The sequence below is a fragment of the Flavobacterium micromati genome (assembly GCF_900129585.1).
GTDB classification, from domain to species: Bacteria; Bacteroidota; Bacteroidia; order Flavobacteriales; family Flavobacteriaceae; genus Flavobacterium; species Flavobacterium micromati.
In genome coordinates this window covers 15880-34824 of the sequence record NZ_FQWF01000016.1, presented here as the reverse complement: position 1 = coordinate 34824, position 18945 = coordinate 15880, and the positions used below count along the sequence as shown (strand labels likewise).

The 18945-nt window shown below is 33.5% G+C and carries 5 protein-coding genes; all 5 read left to right on the top strand.

Annotated features, from left to right (window positions below; all coding sequences use genetic code 11):
* The first annotated feature begins 335 nt into the window (after positions 1–335).
* On the top strand, positions 336–6980 hold the full coding sequence (locus BUB42_RS14990; protein ID WP_211517693.1) for a polyketide synthase: 6645 nt from the start codon (positions 336–338) through the stop codon (positions 6978–6980).
* A gap of 101 nt (positions 6981–7081) precedes the next feature.
* Positions 7082–11065 (top strand): non-ribosomal peptide synthetase, encoded by a 3984-nt coding sequence (locus BUB42_RS14985; RefSeq protein ID WP_073021823.1) that lies wholly within the window; start codon positions 7082–7084, stop codon positions 11063–11065.
* Positions 11066–11199: 134 nt separating this feature from the next.
* Positions 11200–15198 (top strand): non-ribosomal peptide synthetase, encoded by a 3999-nt coding sequence (locus BUB42_RS14980; protein ID WP_073021821.1) that lies wholly within the window; start codon positions 11200–11202, stop codon positions 15196–15198.
* Positions 15185–15964 (top strand): 4'-phosphopantetheinyl transferase family protein, encoded by a 780-nt coding sequence (locus tag BUB42_RS14975; RefSeq protein ID WP_073021820.1) that lies wholly within the window; start codon positions 15185–15187, stop codon positions 15962–15964. Before BUB42_RS14980 ends, BUB42_RS14975 begins: the two co-directional genes overlap by 14 nt.
* A gap of 415 nt (positions 15965–16379) precedes the next feature.
* Positions 16380–18899, top strand: coding sequence for a PIG-L family deacetylase (locus BUB42_RS14970; protein ID WP_073021818.1), 2520 nt, complete (start codon positions 16380–16382; stop codon positions 18897–18899).
* The last annotated feature ends 46 nt before the right edge of the window (positions 18900–18945 follow it).

Sequence of the window (18945 nt, the reverse complement as noted above, 5' to 3'; positions counted from 1 at the left end):
AGTGCTGTTAAAAATATTAAACTATTAAAATTCTCTGTTCATTTTTAATAAAATTATCGTATCTACATTAAAATAGGCTATTCATCGTTAATATTAGTATTATACAGAAAATGTAACTAATAACTCAAACTTTTTCCTTATTTTGTATAAATTATTTAAAATTAACATATCAAAATAATTCAATTGAAAATCAAAGTGAGGTGCCAAATTAATTTTAAATCTTCCCAAAACTTCCATATTAAATAAAAAATAATGCGAATTTATTTCGCAACATTGTCTTTGGATTTAGTTTTGAATGTATTATTTGATTCTTCTTAATTTTTAATATAATTAAAATGGAAAGACATAAAAACAATAGTTTAGACAATCCAATGATTGGACAAAAAATGCAGTATCCAAAAAGTACTTTACACGAGCTTTTTGCGCAAAGAGTTGCTGTGTGTCCAAATGCAATTGCTCTTGAATTCAAGGATCAAAAACTTTCTTATGATGGATTAGGAAAAATGATCAATCAAATAGCCAATTATCTTTGGTCTCAGGGCTTGAGACCTGAACAGGTTGTAGTTGTTTCACTAGATCGATCACCTGAATTAATTGCTTGCCTTTTTGCAGTTTTACAATGTGGTGCCTCGTACGTTCCAATTGATACTTTGTATCCTGACGCCAGAGTCGATCTGACGATTGAGGATTCAAATGCTGCATTTTACATTGGTTTAAACTCAAAAAAAAACTTTACTACAAAAGTAATTTTGGTTTCTGTTGATGAAATTTTAAATGCTGTCACGTATTTATCTACAGAATCTTTAAAACTGAATATTCCATCAGATTCCCCCGCTTATATTATTTATACATCTGGATCTACTGGAATACCAAAAGGAGTGCAAGTTGCTCACTGTACGGTAATTAATCTACTTTATTCTATGGCTTTAGCTCCTCGAATTTGTGCAGAAGATAAAATATTTGCGGTTACAACTATTTCATTTGATGCCATGGTGATGGAAATTTACCTACCGCTACTTTTTGGAGCTTGCATAGTACTTGTTGACGAAGATACTCGCAGAGATGGAAAACTTTTACTTGAAAAAGCTATCTCCGACAATATAACAGTAATGTGGGGAACTCCTAGCATTTGGCAAATTCTTGTCGATTCAGGTTGGGAAAAATCTTTAAATATTAAAGCGCTAATTGGTGGTGAACCTGTACCAAAAATTTTAGCACAAAAATTACTTTCGCTCTGCAATGAATTATGGAATATTTATGGACCCACAGAAACTACAGTTTGCTCGTTACTCACACAAATTAAAATTACGGATGACCCAATAACTATCGGAAAACCAATAGCTAATACTCAAATTCATTTGTTAGACTCTCTAGGAATGCAAGTTGCCGAGGGTGAAGTTGGAGAAATAGCAATTGCGGGAGACGGCGTATCCTTGGGTTATCTCAATCGACCTGAGCTTAATGAAGAACGATTTATTCCTAATCCATTTCAGAATGAATTAGATAGTAAAATGTATATGTCAGGAGATTTAGGGAAGTTGTTACCTGATGGAAATCTGCTCTGTTTGGGTAGGATTGATCAACAAGTTAAGGTTAGAGGACATCGAATAGAATTAGGAGAAATTGAGACTGTAATAAATAATTTGCCTGAAATAAAAAGAGCAACAGTTTTAGTGAGTAATCACATAGGCGGAGAACCTAACTTGGTTGCCTATTTACAAGCTGATGGAACTATAAAAGATACAAACAGCATTCGGCAAAAACTTGAAAAACTTCTGCCTGAATTTATGGTACCATCGTTTATTATGTGGGTCAATGATTTTCCAATAACAACCAACGGAAAAATCGATAAAAATAATTTACCACGTCCAGAATATGTTCGACCAGAATCGGCACCGCTTTTAAAAGAAGCAACTACGAAAATTGAAAAACAAATCGTAAAAATTTGGAGTGAACAACTGCAGATTCCCATAATTGGAGTCGATGATAACTTTTTTGAGATGGGTGGAACATCTTTATTAACCCAGCGAGTTGTTGCATTACTTAGAAAACGACTCGACTTAAATGTATCGGTTACTAATTTGTATCAATACCCAACGATCTCAATACTTGGTAAATTTCTAGAAATGCAAGAAAAAGCAAGTTTGTCTCATTTTTCAAAAGCGAAAATAAATAAACAATCGGCCGATGTAGCCATTATTGGTATGTCAGGCAGGTTTCCTGGAGCAGAAACAATAAATGAATTATGGACTGTTTTACAAGAAGGTAAAGAAACTATTAGTTTTTTTAAAAAGGAAGAGCTCGATGAAAGCATTCCAGATTCGTTGCGAAATGACCCGCTTTACGTTGGAGCCCGCGGCATTATAGCTTCCGCAAATACATTTGATGCATCATTTTTTGGAATAAACTCCAAACTAGCTGAAGTAATGGATCCACAAATACGACTATTTTTAGAAATTGCGTGGGAAGTTCTGGAGCAAACTGGTTACTTACCTAAACATTACAAAAGAAGTGTAGGTGTTTATGCGGGTGTTGGAACAAATACTTATTATAAAAAAAACATATTGCCTAATACAGCAGTGCTAGATAGTGTTGGATATCTTCAAGCAGAAACAGTCAATGAAAAAGATTATATAGCATCCAGAACTGCTTACCATTTAAACTTAAAAGGTCCAGCAGTGAGTATTTATTCTGCTTGCTCTACTTCGCTCCTAGCTATTGCAGAAGCTGTAGAATCTATAAGAAATGGCCATTGCGACATTGCAATTGCTGGAGGCTCTAGTGTAACTTCACCTATTTTTAGTGGACATCTGTATCAGGAAGGCTCTATGTTAAGTTCTGACGGACATTGCCGCTCTTTTGATTCATTAGGGAAGGGAACTGTGTTTAGTGACGGTGCTGGAGTTGTACTTTTAAAAAATTTAGAAGCTGCGCAAAAAGATGGAGATAAAATATATGGTCTTATAAAAGGAATAGGAGTTACAAATGATGGCGGAAGCAAAGGCAGTTTTACAGCGCCAAGTACAGAAGGTCAAGCTATTGCTATTACTAAAGCAATTCAAGATGCTCAAATTGAACCTAATTCTATTAGTTATATTGAAACTCACGGAACCGCAACGCCACTTGGAGATCCTATTGAAATTGAAGGACTGAAAATGGCTTTTGGCGCTCAGCCAAAAAATGGTTTCTGTGCAATTGGATCTATAAAAAGTAACATGGGGCATCTCACTGCTGCCGCTGGAGTGGCCGGATTGATCAAAACAATCTTAGCTATGAATCACAAGTTGATACCTCCTTCATTAGGATTTGAAAAAGCTAATCCAATAATCGATTTTGATAGTAGTCCGTTTTACGTAAATTCAAAATTAATGAAGTGGGATTCAATTGAGCCCTTAAGAGCTGGAGTTAGTTCCTTCGGTGTTGGAGGTACGAATGTGCATGTTATAGTAGAAGAATATGCTGCAGAGCAACAAATATCAGGTAAAAGCCGTCCACTTCAATTATTAATGTGGTCTGCCAAATCAGAAAACAGCTTAGACGGTTTTAAAACTAAATTAGGGGATTTTCTTAATTCCAATCTTGATTTAACATTAGCTGATGTTTCGCACTCCTTAAATAAAACTCGCGACAGTTTTGTACACAGAAGTTTTCTTTTATCAAGTAATTGTTTTGAAGCTAGCCAAGATTTACTTTCAAAAGAAAAGAAAAATGTAAAAAATGCACATTTGACAATAGCACCTAACGAACTTATTTTTCTTTTCCCTGGTCAAGGATCTCAATTTTCGCAAATGGGTTTGAATTTGTATAAAAATGAGCCTGTTTACAGAGAGGCAGTAGATCAATGTGCCAAGATTTTACTTGACCAATTTAAATTAGACATACTTGAAATATTGTATCCTGAAATGGTCACTGCAGAAACAGAGGCTAAATTGAAAGATACTCAATTCACACAGCCCGCTTTATTTGTAACTGAATATGCCTTATCTCAACTATGGTTAAGTTGGGGAATCAAGCCTACCAAATTATGTGGGCACAGTATAGGCGAATTTGTTGCAGCGCATCTCGCAGGAATATTTACTTTAAAAGATGCTTTACATTTAATTGCGATTAGAGGTCGGTTGGTAAGTCAACTTCCAGAGGGAAGTATGCTATCGGTAAGGCTTACCGAAGATAAATTAAAAAATATTATTCCAGATACACTTTCTATAGCAGCAATAAATTCAAATTTATTATGCGTTGTAGCAGGTGAAAATCATATAGTAAAAGAATTTGCTGCATCGCTAGACGTTTTGGAAATTGCAAATAAGTTATTATTAACCAGCCATGCGTTTCATTCCGCTATGATGAATCCTATTTTAGAATTATTCGAAGCAGAAGTAAAAAAAATAACTCTTAGTAAGCCTAATTTGCCAATCATCTCGTCGGTTACAGGATTAAAACTTACCGATGATGAAGCTAGTAGTTCAAAATACTGGTCGGACCATTTACGAAATACGGTAAAATTTGCAGCTGCCGCAGCATCACTTCTAGAACTAGATAACCCTATATTTTTAGAAATGGGGCCAGGTCAAACTTTAATTACTTTGACAAAACAACAAGGAGCTGGAAAAGTAATTCCTGCATTTGCAAGTTTAATGCAATTTAAAGAACAGGACAATGAATATGCTACAATACTTAATTCGTTAGGCGAATTATGGCTTAAAGGAATAGAGCCTGATTGGGATGCTTTTTATAAAAAGCAAATAAGGCAAAAAATAGAATTGCCAAGTTATGTTTTCGATCGCAAACTTTGTTGGATCGATCCACCAAATTGTCCAGAACAAAAGTCAAGCCCGATAATAAAAGAAGAACAAAATTCAATTAGCAATCTAAATGAAAATAAACCCATGAGAAAAACTACTATTCTTAACAAAATTTCTTCAATTGTTAATCAAACTTCAGGTATAGATTTCCCAGCTGATGCTTTTTCTCAAAGTTTTCTAGATCTTGGATTAGATTCTTTATCGCTTACTCAGCTTGCAATTAGTTTAAAGAAAGATTTTAAAATTCCAATTACCTTCCGACAACTTAATGAAGAATTTAGTTCTCCTTCACTTTTAGCGGATTACCTTGATCAAAATCTTCCAAAAGAAGAGTTCAGTAACAATAATCCAGCGGAAACTGTTTCCAACTCAATTGCGACTTCGTTTCCTGTGCAAAACGCAGTGCATCCTGCATTGAACGGTCATAACAATAATACTTTAGGATTGATAGCGCAACAGCTTCAGCTCTTAGGAAAGCAAATGGAACTTTTTCAAGGCAACAATATAACTCAGCCTAATAATGTGATAATTCAAGAAATAAATGAAGTTTCAAAATCATCTATTATTCTCAAAAACACAACTGATGATTTAAGAACACCAGAAGAAATTGTAGAACATAAAAAACCTTTTGGCGCGTCTCCAAGAATTGAAAAACAAGCAAAAGAAATGAGTTCTTCTCAAAAGGAATTTCTCGATAATTTAATTTCCAGCTACACAAAAAAAACAGCTGCAAGTAAAGCTTACACGCAAAAAAACAGAAGTTTTATGGCAGATCCAAGAGTTGTTTCTGGATTTAAACCATTAACCAAAGAAATTGTATATCCAATCGTTATTGAAAAATCTAGAGGCAATCGCTTGTGGGATATTGATGGCAACGAATATATTGACGCTCTTAACGGATTTGGATCTTGTTTTTTTGGTCATCAACCTGACTTTATTAAAGAAGCATTGCACAGCCAAGTTGAAAATGGATTTGAAGTAGGACCTCAACACCCATTAGCGGGTGAAGTTTGTGAATTGCTTTGTGAATTCACTAATCATGAACGAGCTGCACTTTGCAATACTGGCTCTGAAGCGGTCTTAGGCGCTATGCGTATTGCTAGAACTGTGAGTGGTCGATCATTGATTGTTGCCTTTTCTGGTTCCTATCACGGTATAAATGATGAAGCTTTAGTTCGAGGCTCAAAAAAAATGATAACTTTTCCCGCAGCGCCAGGAATTATGCCTGAGGCTGTTCAAAACATGTTAATTTTAGAATATGGCACAGAAGAAAGTCTAAACATAATTGCAAAAAGAGCAGATGAATTAGCAGCTGTACTTGTGGAACCAGTGCAAAGTAGAAGACCTGAATTTCAGCCAGTAGAGTTTTTACATAAATTGAGAGAATTAACAAGCAAATCTGAAATAGCACTTATTTTTGATGAGGTTATCACTGGTTTCCGAATGCATCCTGGAGGTGCTCAAGCCCTTTTTAATATTCAAGCTGATCTTGCAACTTACGGGAAAGTAATGGGCGGCGGCCTTTCAATTGGTGCCATTGTTGGCAAACAAAAATATATGGATGCTCTAGATGGTGGGCATTGGCAGTTTGGGGATGATTCTATTCCAGAAGTGGGAGTTACTTATTTTGCTGGCACTTTCGTAAGACATCCTTTAGCTCTAGCTGCGTCTAAAGCTTCTTTATTAAAATTAAAAGAAGAAGGCCCTGCTTTGCAACAAAGACTTACTGATATGACAAGTTGTTTCGCTGATGAATTAAACTTGGAATTTAGGCAAAAAGGTTTGCCAATGATAATTAATCATTTTGGTTCCTTGTGGAGACTTAAGTTTGATGAAGATGTGCTTTACGGAGAACTGCTGTTCACTTTACTACGCGAGAACGGTATTCATATTTGGGATGGTTTCCCTTGCTTTTTGACCGCAGTCTATAAAGAGGAAGATCTCACACAAATTATCAATGCATTTAAAAAATGTCTTCAGATAATGGTTACCGCAGGATTTTTTAAAAATAACAGATCAGAAAGAAATAACGTAAACGACCTAGAAATAAACTGCAATGGTATAATCAGCAAACCACCTGTTTATGGTGCAAGATTAGGGAGGGATCAAGAAGGTAATCCAGCTTGGTTTGTAGCGGATTCTAAGAAAACTGGCGAATACGTTAAAATAAGTTTGTAACTTTTTTATTTCCTAAAAATTCAACATCGTATGATAAAAGTGCCTTTTAAAAAAAATAATTTGAGTGTGATAGCCATTTTACATAAAAAAAATCAAACGCTATGCTAAATTTAAATAATAAATTTGATCCTTTTGCAGGCCCTGAAATAGAAAGTGTTGTATTTACTACGATAGCGCAATCTGAGATTTGGACCGCTTGTTATTTAGGCGGAAAAGATGGGTCAAGATCCTATAATGAATCTATTACATTAGATTTCATAGGTTTGCTGGATTCACTGGCTATGAATCAAGCTGTACAATTATTAATTGAAAGACATGAAGCACTTCGTGCTACTTTTAGCACCGATGGCGTTTATATTTCTATTTGCAAACAATTAACAGTAGAACTTAGTGACATAGATATAAGTTCTTTAGAGCAACTCGACCAAACAAAAGCGTTAGAAAAGTATATCGATGACGATGCGCATTTTTTGTTTGACCTCAATAAGGGACCATTAATCAAAGTGGGTTTAATTACGCTTTCTAATAATCGGCATAGTCTGGTTATTACAGCACATCATATTATTTGTGATGGTTGGTCTATTGGAATAATGCTTCAAGATTTAGGAAGTATTTATTCTGCTTGTGTTCAAAATACAATACCTAACTTACCAGCACCTATTCCATTTAGCATCTATGCCAATGAAGAAAAATTATATGGTGTGAGTGACGAGAATAAAGCAACTGAAAAGTTCTGGTCTTCCATTTATGAAAATTCAATACCTATTGTAAATTTACCTACTGATAATCCCAGACCAGCACTTAGAACTTTTAAAGGTCATCGTCTTGATTTTGCAACGGATTTTGAATTATTGTCAAATCTCAAACAGATTGGTTTAAATAATGGATCAAGTTTAGTTACAACCTTGCTAACTTGTTTTGAAGTTTTAATATATCAGTTAACAGGTCAAGATGATTTAGTAATTGGACTTCCTTCTGCGGGACAACCAGTAACAGGAATGAATCATTTGATTGGACATTGTGCTAATTTGCTTCCTTTAAGAAGTAAACTAAACGCTAAACTATCGTTTACCGATTATTTGAAAATAAGAAAATCAGAACTTTATGATGCTTATGATCATTCGCGATTAAGTTTTGGACAGCTTTTACAAAAACTAAATGTTGCGCGTGACCCATCTCGAATTCCTTTGGTTCCTATTGCTTTTAATATTGATTTAGGCATGACTGACGGAGTTCATTTTTCTAATTTAAAATTTAATTTAAAAAGCAATCCTAAAGCCTTTGAAGCTTTTGAAATTTTTCTTAATGTGAGTGGTACTGAACAAAGTCTTGTTTTTGAATGGTCGTTTAATGAGAATCTTTTTGAGGTAGAAACCGTTAAAAAGATGATGGTTTCATTTGAAAATATCATACAAAAAATTGTAGAAGAACCATCACAGACTTTAGGCCAACTTACGTCCCGAGATTTTACGAAACAATATATAGAACCAAACGCAATAAAAAGCAATTACCCAAAAAGCACTTTGCACGAGCTTTTCGCGGAGAGAGTTGCTATATCCCCGGATGCAATTGCGCTAGAGCATAATGATCAAAAACTTTCTTACGCCGAATTAGGAAAAATGATTAATCAAATAGCTAATTATCTTTGGTCTCAGGGCTTGAGACCTGGACAGGTTGTTGCAGTTTCATTGGATCGATCACCTGAATTAATTGCTTGCCTTTTTGCAGTTTTACAATGCGGTGCTTCTTATGTCCCTATTGACACCTTATATCCTGATGCAAGAGTAGATTTAACCATAGAAGATTCTAATGCTTCTTTTTATATTGGTTTAAACTTAAAAACAAACTTTTCGACAAAAGTAATTTCACTATCTATCGCAGAAATTTTAAAAGCCATAATACATTTATCAGCAGAACCCATAAATCAAAGAATTGCTGCAGAATCCCGAGCATATATAATTTATACATCAGGTTCTACAGGAAAGCCAAAAGGGGTTCAAGTTGCGCATTGCAATGTAATAAACCTGCTTTATTCTATGGCTGCTGCTCCTGGAATTAATGCAAAAGATAAAGTATTTGCAACAACAACTATCTCTTTTGATGCGATGGTAATGGAAATATACCTGCCGCTACTTTTTGGAGCATGTGTTGTGCTTGTTGATGAAAATATTCGCCTTAATGGAAAACTTTTACTTGAAAAAGCCAGCTCTGATAATATAACAGTAATTTGGGGAACTCCAAGTATTTGGCAAATCCTTATAGATACAGGTTGGGAAAAACCTTTAAATATTAAAGCACTAATTGGTGGCGAACTTGTGCCAAAACCTTTAGCACAAAAATTACTTTCTTTATGTAGTGAATTATGGAATATTTATGGGCCAACAGAAACTACTGTATGTTCGTCACTGACTCAAATTAATAGTACTGATGACCCACTAACCATAGGAAAACCCGTTGCCAATACTCAAATTTATTTATTGGATACAAAAGGAATACCTGTAGCTCAAGGTGAAATTGGAGAAATTGCGATTGCGGGAGACGGTGTATCCTTGGGTTATCTAAATCGACCTGAACTCAACGAAGAACGATTTATTTCCAATCCTTTTCAAAATGGATCATCTGGTAAAATGTATTTATCTGGTGATTTAGGGAAGCTTTTACCCAACGGGCATATACAATGTTTAGGCAGAATAGATCAACAAGTTAAAGTAAGGGGATATCGAATAGAACTAGGAGAAATTGAACATGCATTAATAAAACTTCAATCCATCAAATCAGCAGTTGTACTGGCTAAAGATGACATACTTATTGCTTTCATTGTTGTAGAAAAAAAAGACAATGACGAGCTTAAAATGGTGCAGTCATGGCGAGATGAATTATCATCGCAATTACCTTATTTCATGGTACCAAATGTTTTTCATATTCTGGCTAACATGCCAACTACAGTAAATGGCAAAATAGACAAAAAAATATTATTAGATTTTAAATCTATTTCAGAGAATAAAAAAGAACGCACTGCTCCGAGAACAGAAGAGGAAAAGTTGGTAGCTTCTATTTGGGAAGAGAATTTGAATCTAGAAGATATCGATATTTTTCATAATTTTTTTGAAATGGGCGGACATTCCCTAAAAGCGGTAAAAGTAATGTTTGAATTAGAAAAGCGCACTGGTAAAAAAATTCCTTTATCTTCATTATTTGAACATTCTACAGTTGAAAAGTTTGCCAAATTATTACTTGCAAATAACGAAATTATACATGACTTTTTAGTTCCTATCAAACCTAATGGTACCAAAAATCCGCTTTTTATGGTTCATGGTGGCGGACTTAATATTTTAAATTTCGCGACTGTAATTCATAATTTTGACGCAGATCAACCTGTTTATGGTTTCCAAGGCATAGGACCTAACGGATTTGATAATTGGTTTGAATCAATCGAAGAAATGGCAGCTCGCTACATCGATTCAATTATAAAAATAAATCCAAAAGGGCCGTATGCTTTAGCTGGTTTTTCGTTTGGAGGTATAGTTGCTTTTGAAATGGCTCGGCAATTAAGGCAGAAAGGACAAGTAGTAAGCATTATTGCAGCCTTAGACACTTATCTAGATTCATCCTATTTCTATGCTTCATATTCGCAAAAAAAAATAATTAGATATAAAGATATTACTCGTCGGAGATTAACTTTTTTGAAAGAAATACTAACAAGTTGGAAAGCTTTAAAATTACGTTCTAATGCAAAAAGAGAATATATATTAAAAAAATATTTTGGCTTTAAAGATATTATGACTGAGCAAGAAGCTGTAGCATTTACTAAATATATAGAAACTAGTGCGATGGTAAATAAAATCGTTGATCGTTATCATCTTATTCCACAAGATTTTGAGGTAGAATTGTTTCGCGCAAAAGATGATCAAAATTACAATTCGGATCCTGATCACCTAGGATGGAAAAAAGCAGCCTTAAAAGGAGTCAATATCCATTTTATCCCAGGCGATCATTTAAATATTGTATCGCCACCAAATGATAAAATATTAGCTCGACTTCTTCAAGATTTATTAGATAAAAGACATCATCATCTGCAATATTAATTTTTAAAATTGAGATAATAAGTTGGAAAAAAAATGAAATATCTAAATTAAGAAAGAGAAAAGTCAGCGTTTTTTTATAGAATTTGTAATTCAATCGTACAACACATCTTAAAACAATAAAATTGAAGTATAATATGATTGATCAATCTCAAAATAAAAATAAACCTCCATTCAATTATAATTCCAAAGAAATTGAAACAATTATTCATACTACTAATGCACAGTTAGAAATATGGACAGATTGTTTAATTGGAGGTGCTGATGCAAATAAGGCATATAATTTATCATATTCTATAAAATTTACAGGAAATTTAGTTCTAAAGGCATTCGAAGATGCAATAGATATTTTAGTAAATCGTCATCAAAGCTTAAGAGCTTCATTCAGTTTGGATGGAATTTTTATGAATATTTACAAAGATCTTAAAATCGAAATATCTCATTCTGATCTTTCTCACTTTTCAAAGATCAACAAGCAAGAGACTAAAGAAATTACAATTAACGAAGAAGTTGATGCACTTTTCAACCTCGTTAAAGGACCTTTATTTAAAGTTAAAATAATTAAAACCGATGACTTAGAAAATTTTGTGATACTAACGTACCATCATATTATTGGGGATGGTTTGAGTGTTACATTAATTATAAAAGAACTCAGCCTACTTTATAACGCGTTTATTGAAAATACATTACCAAACTTAACAAAACCAGATCTTTTTAGTGAATATGCTTTGAATATAAATGCGTTGACACAAAATAATGATTATCAACAGATAGAAGATTATTGGCTTAACATATACAAAGACTCAATTCCCAAAATGGAATTGCCCTTAGATTATGAAAGACCTACGTTACGAAATTACAATAGTAAAAGATTTGATTTTACGATTGATGATAATATTATAAATACACTGAAACAGCTTGAAAAGAATACATGCTGCACTGTAACAGCAGCTGTACTTGCAGCATTTGAGGTTTTTTTATCTAAAATCACAGGTGAAACTGATATCGTTATAGGATTTCCCACATCAGGAAACAGAAGATATGAAATGATGAATATGATAGGAGATTTTGCAAACCTACTCCCGATACGAAGTAAAATTGACACAAGCAAAAATTTCTTAGAGTATTTAAAATTAAGAAATCGACAATTATTAGAAGCCTATAAACACAATCAAGTTAGTTTTGGTCATCTGCTTCAAAAGTTGGCAATTGCTCGAGATCCTTCTCGAATTCCTCTTGTACCAGTGGCTTTAACCGTTGATTTAAATCGGGACATTGAAAAAGAGTTTCTATTTAACGGACTTACTTATGAATTTAGAATTAATCCTAGGAAATACTCATCCTTTGAAATTAGGCTTCATGTTTGTATAGTTGCAAAGATTCCAACTTTTCAGTGTTCTTACAATACGTCATTATTCAAGCAAGAAACAATAAATAAAATGATGATTTCATTTGAAGAGACCTTACAAAAATTAATGTCAAATCAAAACAGTCCCTTATCTGAAGTTTTATATGGTGATTTCTTAAACAACTATAGAATTTTGAATAATACAGAGACCTCATATCCTGCCGTCTCACTAACTGAGCTATTGAGTAATCGCACAGAAATTTCATTCAATAACACTGCTCTGCAATATAAAGACACTAAAATATCGTATAGAGATTTACACATTAAAGTAAATCAATTTGCACATTATTTAGAATCTCAAGGAGTTAAATCTGGCGATTATATAGCTGTTTCTTTCCCAAGAACGCCAGAATTAGTCTATGCGATATTAGCAATTATTCAATGTGGTGCAGCATACCTTCCCTTAGATCATCAATATCCTATTAAGCGAATAGAATATATGATGGAAGACTCCGAAGCTAAATTTTTGTTAACGAGTAAATCATTGTCTTTATCATTACCAAAATGTTCAAATACAATTTTAATTGATGACGCTATGCAATCGTTACATCATTTTCCATCAACTAAACTGCAAACTGCCGTAAATCCAGAAAATATTTTATATCTCTTGTATACCTCGGGTTCTACAGGTAAACCAAAGGGTACAAAAATCACAAATAGGAATGTTGTTAATTTGTTGTACTCTATGATATTAGAACCAGGAATAATAGAAAAAGATAGAGTACCTTTTATCTCAACAATTTCATTTGACATCGCTAGTTTTGAATTGTTTTTCCCATTATTTATAGGAGCAACTTTAGTCTTGATTGACCATGAGACATCAAGTGATGGAATACTCTTTAATGAAATGTTAGAGAAAGAAATGATTTCTTTAATTGTGGCGACACCTACTACCTATCAAATGCTTTTAGATGCAGGGTGGTCAAAAAAATTACCAATAAAAATATGGTGTTGCGGAGAACCACTACCTGCTAAACTTGCTAAAGAACTCATCAATAGAAGTGATGAACTATGGACATTATATGGACCTACCGAAGTAACCATATTTTCCTCTTGTAAACATATAAAAAACGAAGAAACAATAATTTCTATTGGAGGTCCAATAGCTAACATGCAATATTATATTGTTGATGAACAAATGAACTTATTGCCACCTAATGCAATAGGTGAAATTGCTATTGGAGGGGATGGTGTTGGAACTGGATACTTGGGAAGACCAGAATTAACGGCTGCTAAATATATTCCTAATATCTTTTCTAATAAAAAAAATGCAATACTTTATCTTTCAGGAGATTTAGGAAAACTTTTACCTACAAATGAATTGATGTGCCTTGGTCGTATTGATCATCAAGTTAAAGTTAGAGGTCATCGTATAGAAATTGGAGAAGTGGAACTTGCTTTAACAGCAATTGAAGGTGTCAAATCGGCAATCGTAATGGCTAAGAACGATAGCCTTATTGCCTTTTTAACAGTAAATTTTCAATTCGCTGATGAACTTGTTCAGATTCGATTATGGCGAAATGAATTGGAATTGCATCTACCCGCTTTTATGATACCAAATGTTTTCTATATCTTAGATAAAATGCCTACCACTCTAAACGATAAAATAGATCGCAAAGCTTTGTTAGAGTACAATGCCACTTTAGAAAATAAAGGACAGTACAGAGCTCCCCGCTCAAAGGAAGAAAAAATAGTTGCTAGTATCTGGAAAGAAAGTCTAAATCTTGAGAAAATCGATATTTTCAGTAATTTTTTCGAATTGGGTGGACATTCAATAAAAGCAGTAAAAGTTGTGATGGAAGTGGCGAAAATTACCGGGAAACAAATTCCAATTTCTGCATTGTTTCAGCATTCAACAATTGAAAAATTTGCTAAATTATTAAGTAATGATGATGAAGTTTTATCAGATCATTTAGTACTACTGCAGCCAAAGGGAAGTAAAACTCCCTTATTCATTGTACACGGTGCTGGACTTAATATTTTGAATTTTTCTGATGTGCTTCAATATTTCGATGAAGATCAACCAGTTTACGGTTTTCAAGGAATTGGACCTAATGGTTACGAAAACTGGTTTGAATCAATAGAATCTATGGCGGCTTGCTACATAGATTCACTTATAAAAGTAAATCCGCAAGGTCCTTATGCAGTTGCTGGTTTTTCGTTTGGAGGTATCGTTGCTTTTGAAATGGCTCGTCAACTAAAGGATCAAGGAAAAACGGTAAGTGTTATTGCATTATTAGACACTTATGCTGATTCATCGTATTATTATGACTCTTATGCCCAAAAAAAACTAATACGATTTTATGATAAAACTCGTAAATGGTTCGATTTTTTAAAGGAAATGATCACGAGCTGGACGTCAATAAAATTGCACATTAACTCGAAAAAAGAGTACTTACTAAAAAAATATTTTGGATTACGTGATAGTATGACTGATCAAGAATTGGCAGCATTAGAAAAATTTATAGAAGCAAATCGACATGTAGAAAAATTAGTTGATCGCTACTGTCTTATTCCTCAGTTTTTTGAAGTGGAATTGTTTCGAGCAAACGATAATATGAATTACAAATTAGACCCTACTCATTTAGGATGGAAAAAAGCAGCATTAAACGGAGTCAATATTCACAACATTGCAGGCAATCATCTTACTATTGTAGCTCCACCAAATGACAAAATTATAGCAAGAATGTTACAAGAAATTTTAATTAAAAAACATGAAAACATCTAGAGTAATTATATCAACTTCTTGCATTGAAGACACAAAATTGATCCCCATTAGAGAATATTCTTTAAACGCTTACGATATTGTTATTTATAGTATACATTTACCTGATTTTTACCATTTGAAAATTGATTTAGTTAAGTTTCTCAATTTTTTGGAACTTGATAGAGCTGCACGCTTTTACAACGAAATAGATAAAAACCATTTCATTATATATAGATCGATTCTAAAATTTGTACTAGCAGCTTACACTAAAATGGATGTGAAAAATATTCATCTTGATTTTTATCCAAATAAAAAACCATATTTAGTTTCTCATCCTTGGTTGCATTTCAATATTTCACATTCTAAAGACTTTACAGTTATAGCAATTTCACGCAAAAAGGTTGGAATAGATATTGAATATATGTCTAAAGATTTCAACTTCGTAGACCTTCTTCCTGTTATTTTTGAAAAGAAAGAAATTTCAACGATTCAAAATGCTATCAATAAAACGCATTCCTTTTATACCGCATGGACGCGCAAAGAAGCATTTGTAAAAGCATTAGGAAAAGGTATTGACGAGGATTTTAAAAATGTTCCCTGTTTAGATGGACAACATTGCATCGATTTTAATTTTGCTCAAAGTAATGAGAACTGGCAAGTCAATACTTTTAATCTTACAAAAGATTATTTAGGCGCATTAGCATTTGAAAATTCTTCAAAAAATTCTAATAGTGTAATAATGCAAGCTATGCCAAATAATATGAAGGATTTATTTGCTTTGTTGTAACTCTTACCAATATAAAAGATCCAAAATTATTTATCGTTTTAAATCAAAATATTTTTTGTCCAAACTTTTAGAATAAGTTTTACCGAAAATTATTTGCTGAAGTTCTCACTATTTATTTTATAGAGCCAATAAAAGCTTATTATAAGAATGTGTAGTCAGAATTAAATAATATCATCCTACCTCATTTAATTTAGATAGATGCACACACTGACTTTATTTTTACGCAAGAAAATAAACAGCTTGGATTAATTACTACAAACATATTTTTCGCAAATTAAAAAAGATTTAAAAATTCAGATGACCATTATCTAACTTTTCAAGTAATTATAATCCATTAGTTAAAGAATATAAAAAAAAATTCAGAAAAATTTATTTAATTCCTACATTTGGAGCTACGCGAATTAAATTTACAATAATGCAAAGAAAATACCTATCCACGCTTATAATGTTGCTTTTACTTGTTCAGGTAATCACCGCTCAAAATCCAAAAAAATTAAATTCGGTTGAAATTTACAATCAGATAGAAAAGCTCAATTTTCTTGGTACTGCATTGTATATTGCTGCGCATCCTGATGACGAAAATACACGTTTAATTTCCTATTTATCAAATGATGTCAAAGCAAGAACGGGTTATTTATCATTGACTCGCGGTGATGGTGGTCAAAACTTAATTGGCACGCAACTCCGAGAATTATTAGGAGTAATACGTACACAAGAACTTATTGAAGCCAGAAAAATTGATGGTGGAGAGCAATTTTTTTCTCGTGCTAATGATTTTGGTTTTTCCAAAAATCCGACTGAGACATTAGAAATTTGGGACAGAGACAAAGTGTTAGCAGATGTTATTTGGGTTATCAGAAAATTTCAACCAGATGTAATAATAAATCGTTTTGACCATAAATCTCCAGGCACAACGCACGGCCATCACACTGCATCAGCAATGTTAAGTGTAGAAAGTTTTAAGCTTGCTAACAACCCTGCTATCTTTCCAGAGCAATTGCAATATGTAAAGCCTTGGCAAGCAAAACGGCAGTTTTTTAATACCTCATGGTGGTTTTATGGTACGATCGAGAAATTTAACGCAGCCGATAAAACTAACCTAATCGCATTAGAAACTGGTGTTTATTATGCTGATTTAGGAAAATCAAATCAAGAAATTGCAGCTTTGAGCAGGAGTCGTCATCAATCACAAGGTTTTGGAAGCACTGGAGCCCGAGGAGAAGAAACAGAATATTTAGAATTCATAAATGGCGATCCTTTGACTGAAAAAAAATCGCTTTTCGACGGTATTGATACTTCTTGGAACCGCGTTAAAAATGGAAAAAGCATAGGAGTCTTATTGACAAAAATTGCATCTGATTTCAATCACAATGATCCTTCGAAAAGTATTCCAGATTTGGCTAAAGCCTATTCCATGATTCAAGCACTTGACGAAGAGCATTGGAAACCTTTAAAATCAGCCGAAATTAAAGAAATTATTGCTGCTTGTGCGGGTTTATATCTTGAAGCGACTGCGCAAAGTCAGGAAGTAACTCCAGGAAGTAATTTAAAACTAAAATTAGAAGCCATTAATAGAAGTGCCGCATTTATAAAATTAAGTAGCGTGTCAACTTTACCAGACGGGAAACAAACATTACAAAATTTAGATTTAAAATCGAATAGAACAAATACAATAAATTTAGATTTACAATTGCCCGAATCGCTTAATTATACCCAACCTTATTATTTAAAAGACAATGGAACAGTGGGGATGTATACAGTTATTGACCAACAAAATATTGGACTTCCTGACATAATTCGTGACGTAAAAGTAGTTTTCAATATTAAGGTGAATGAAATAGAAATTCCGTATGAGCGGACTGTAATTTATAAATATAATGATGATGTGAAAGGAGAAGTGTACAATTATCTCGATATTGTACCAGCGGTAACTACTTCTATAGTTGAGAAAGTTTTACTTTTTAAGGATTCAAAAAGCAAAAAAGTAGCAGTAAAAATCAAAGCTGGCAAAGATGTTGTAAAAGGTAATTTAGAACTAGAACTTCCTAAAAATTGGATCGTTTCTCCAAAATCTATTCCGTTTGAAATTGCCAAAAAAGGAACAGAACAAATTGTGACCTTTGAAGTAACTCCACCAGCTAAAGCTGATGAAGCTGTGGCCAAAAGTGTAGCAATCATTGGCGATAAACGATTTGATAAAGAGCAAATTTTTATAAATTACGAACATATTACCAAACAGCAAGTGCTAAAATCAGCAGAAGCAAAAGTTATCAAAACTGATTTAAAAACTAAAGGCGAGCGAATTGCCTATATAATGGGTGCTGGCGATGAAGTCCCTGCGAGTTTAACGCAATTAGGTTACGCGGTTACAATATTGAGTCCTGAAGAAATTACACGAGAAAAATTAGAGAATTTTGAAGTAGTAATGACAGGTGTTCGCGCTTACAATACTGTGAAAGCGCTAGCTTTTAAGCAAGATATTCTTTTTGAATTTGTTAAATCGGGAAAAACAATGGTTGTACAATACAATACTGCGGGAGATTTAATAACAGATAGAATCGCCCCTTTTCCGTTGAAACTTTCTCGTGATCGCGTCACGGAGGAGAACGCAGAAGTCCGTTTTTTGACGCCAAATCATCCTGTTTTAAATTATCCTAATAAAATCACCACAAAAGATTTTGAAGGTTGGAAACAAGAACAAGGATTGTATTATCCTAATGTTTATGACAAAGCCTTTACTGCCATTCTTTCTTCGAATGATAAGGGAGAATCATCAAAAAATGGAGCATTACTAATTGCACCTTATGGAAAGGGTCATTATGTTTACACTGGTTTAAGTTTTTTTAGAGAACTACCCGAAGGAGTCACTGGAGCTTATAAATTGCTATCCAATATCATTTCGTTACAATCATCTGAAAAAAGTGATGCTCAATAAACAAGCATAAATTAACAAAAATGGAATTAAAAAAAAGAAAAACTTG

Bases quoted from the DNA above. Each gene is read 5' to 3' on its own strand.
- BUB42_RS14990 (WP_211517693.1), top strand. From the start codon at position 336: ATGGAAAGACATAAAAACAATAGTTTAGACAATCCAATGATTGGACAA.
- BUB42_RS14985 (WP_073021823.1), top strand. From the start codon at position 7,082: ATGCTAAATTTAAATAATAAATTTGATCCTTTTGCAGGCCCTGAAATA.
- BUB42_RS14980 (WP_073021821.1), top strand. From the start codon at position 11,200: ATGATTGATCAATCTCAAAATAAAAATAAACCTCCATTCAATTATAAT.
- BUB42_RS14975 (WP_073021820.1), top strand. From the start codon at position 15,185: ATGAAAACATCTAGAGTAATTATATCAACTTCTTGCATTGAAGACACA.
- BUB42_RS14970 (WP_073021818.1), top strand. From the start codon at position 16,380: ATGCAAAGAAAATACCTATCCACGCTTATAATGTTGCTTTTACTTGTT.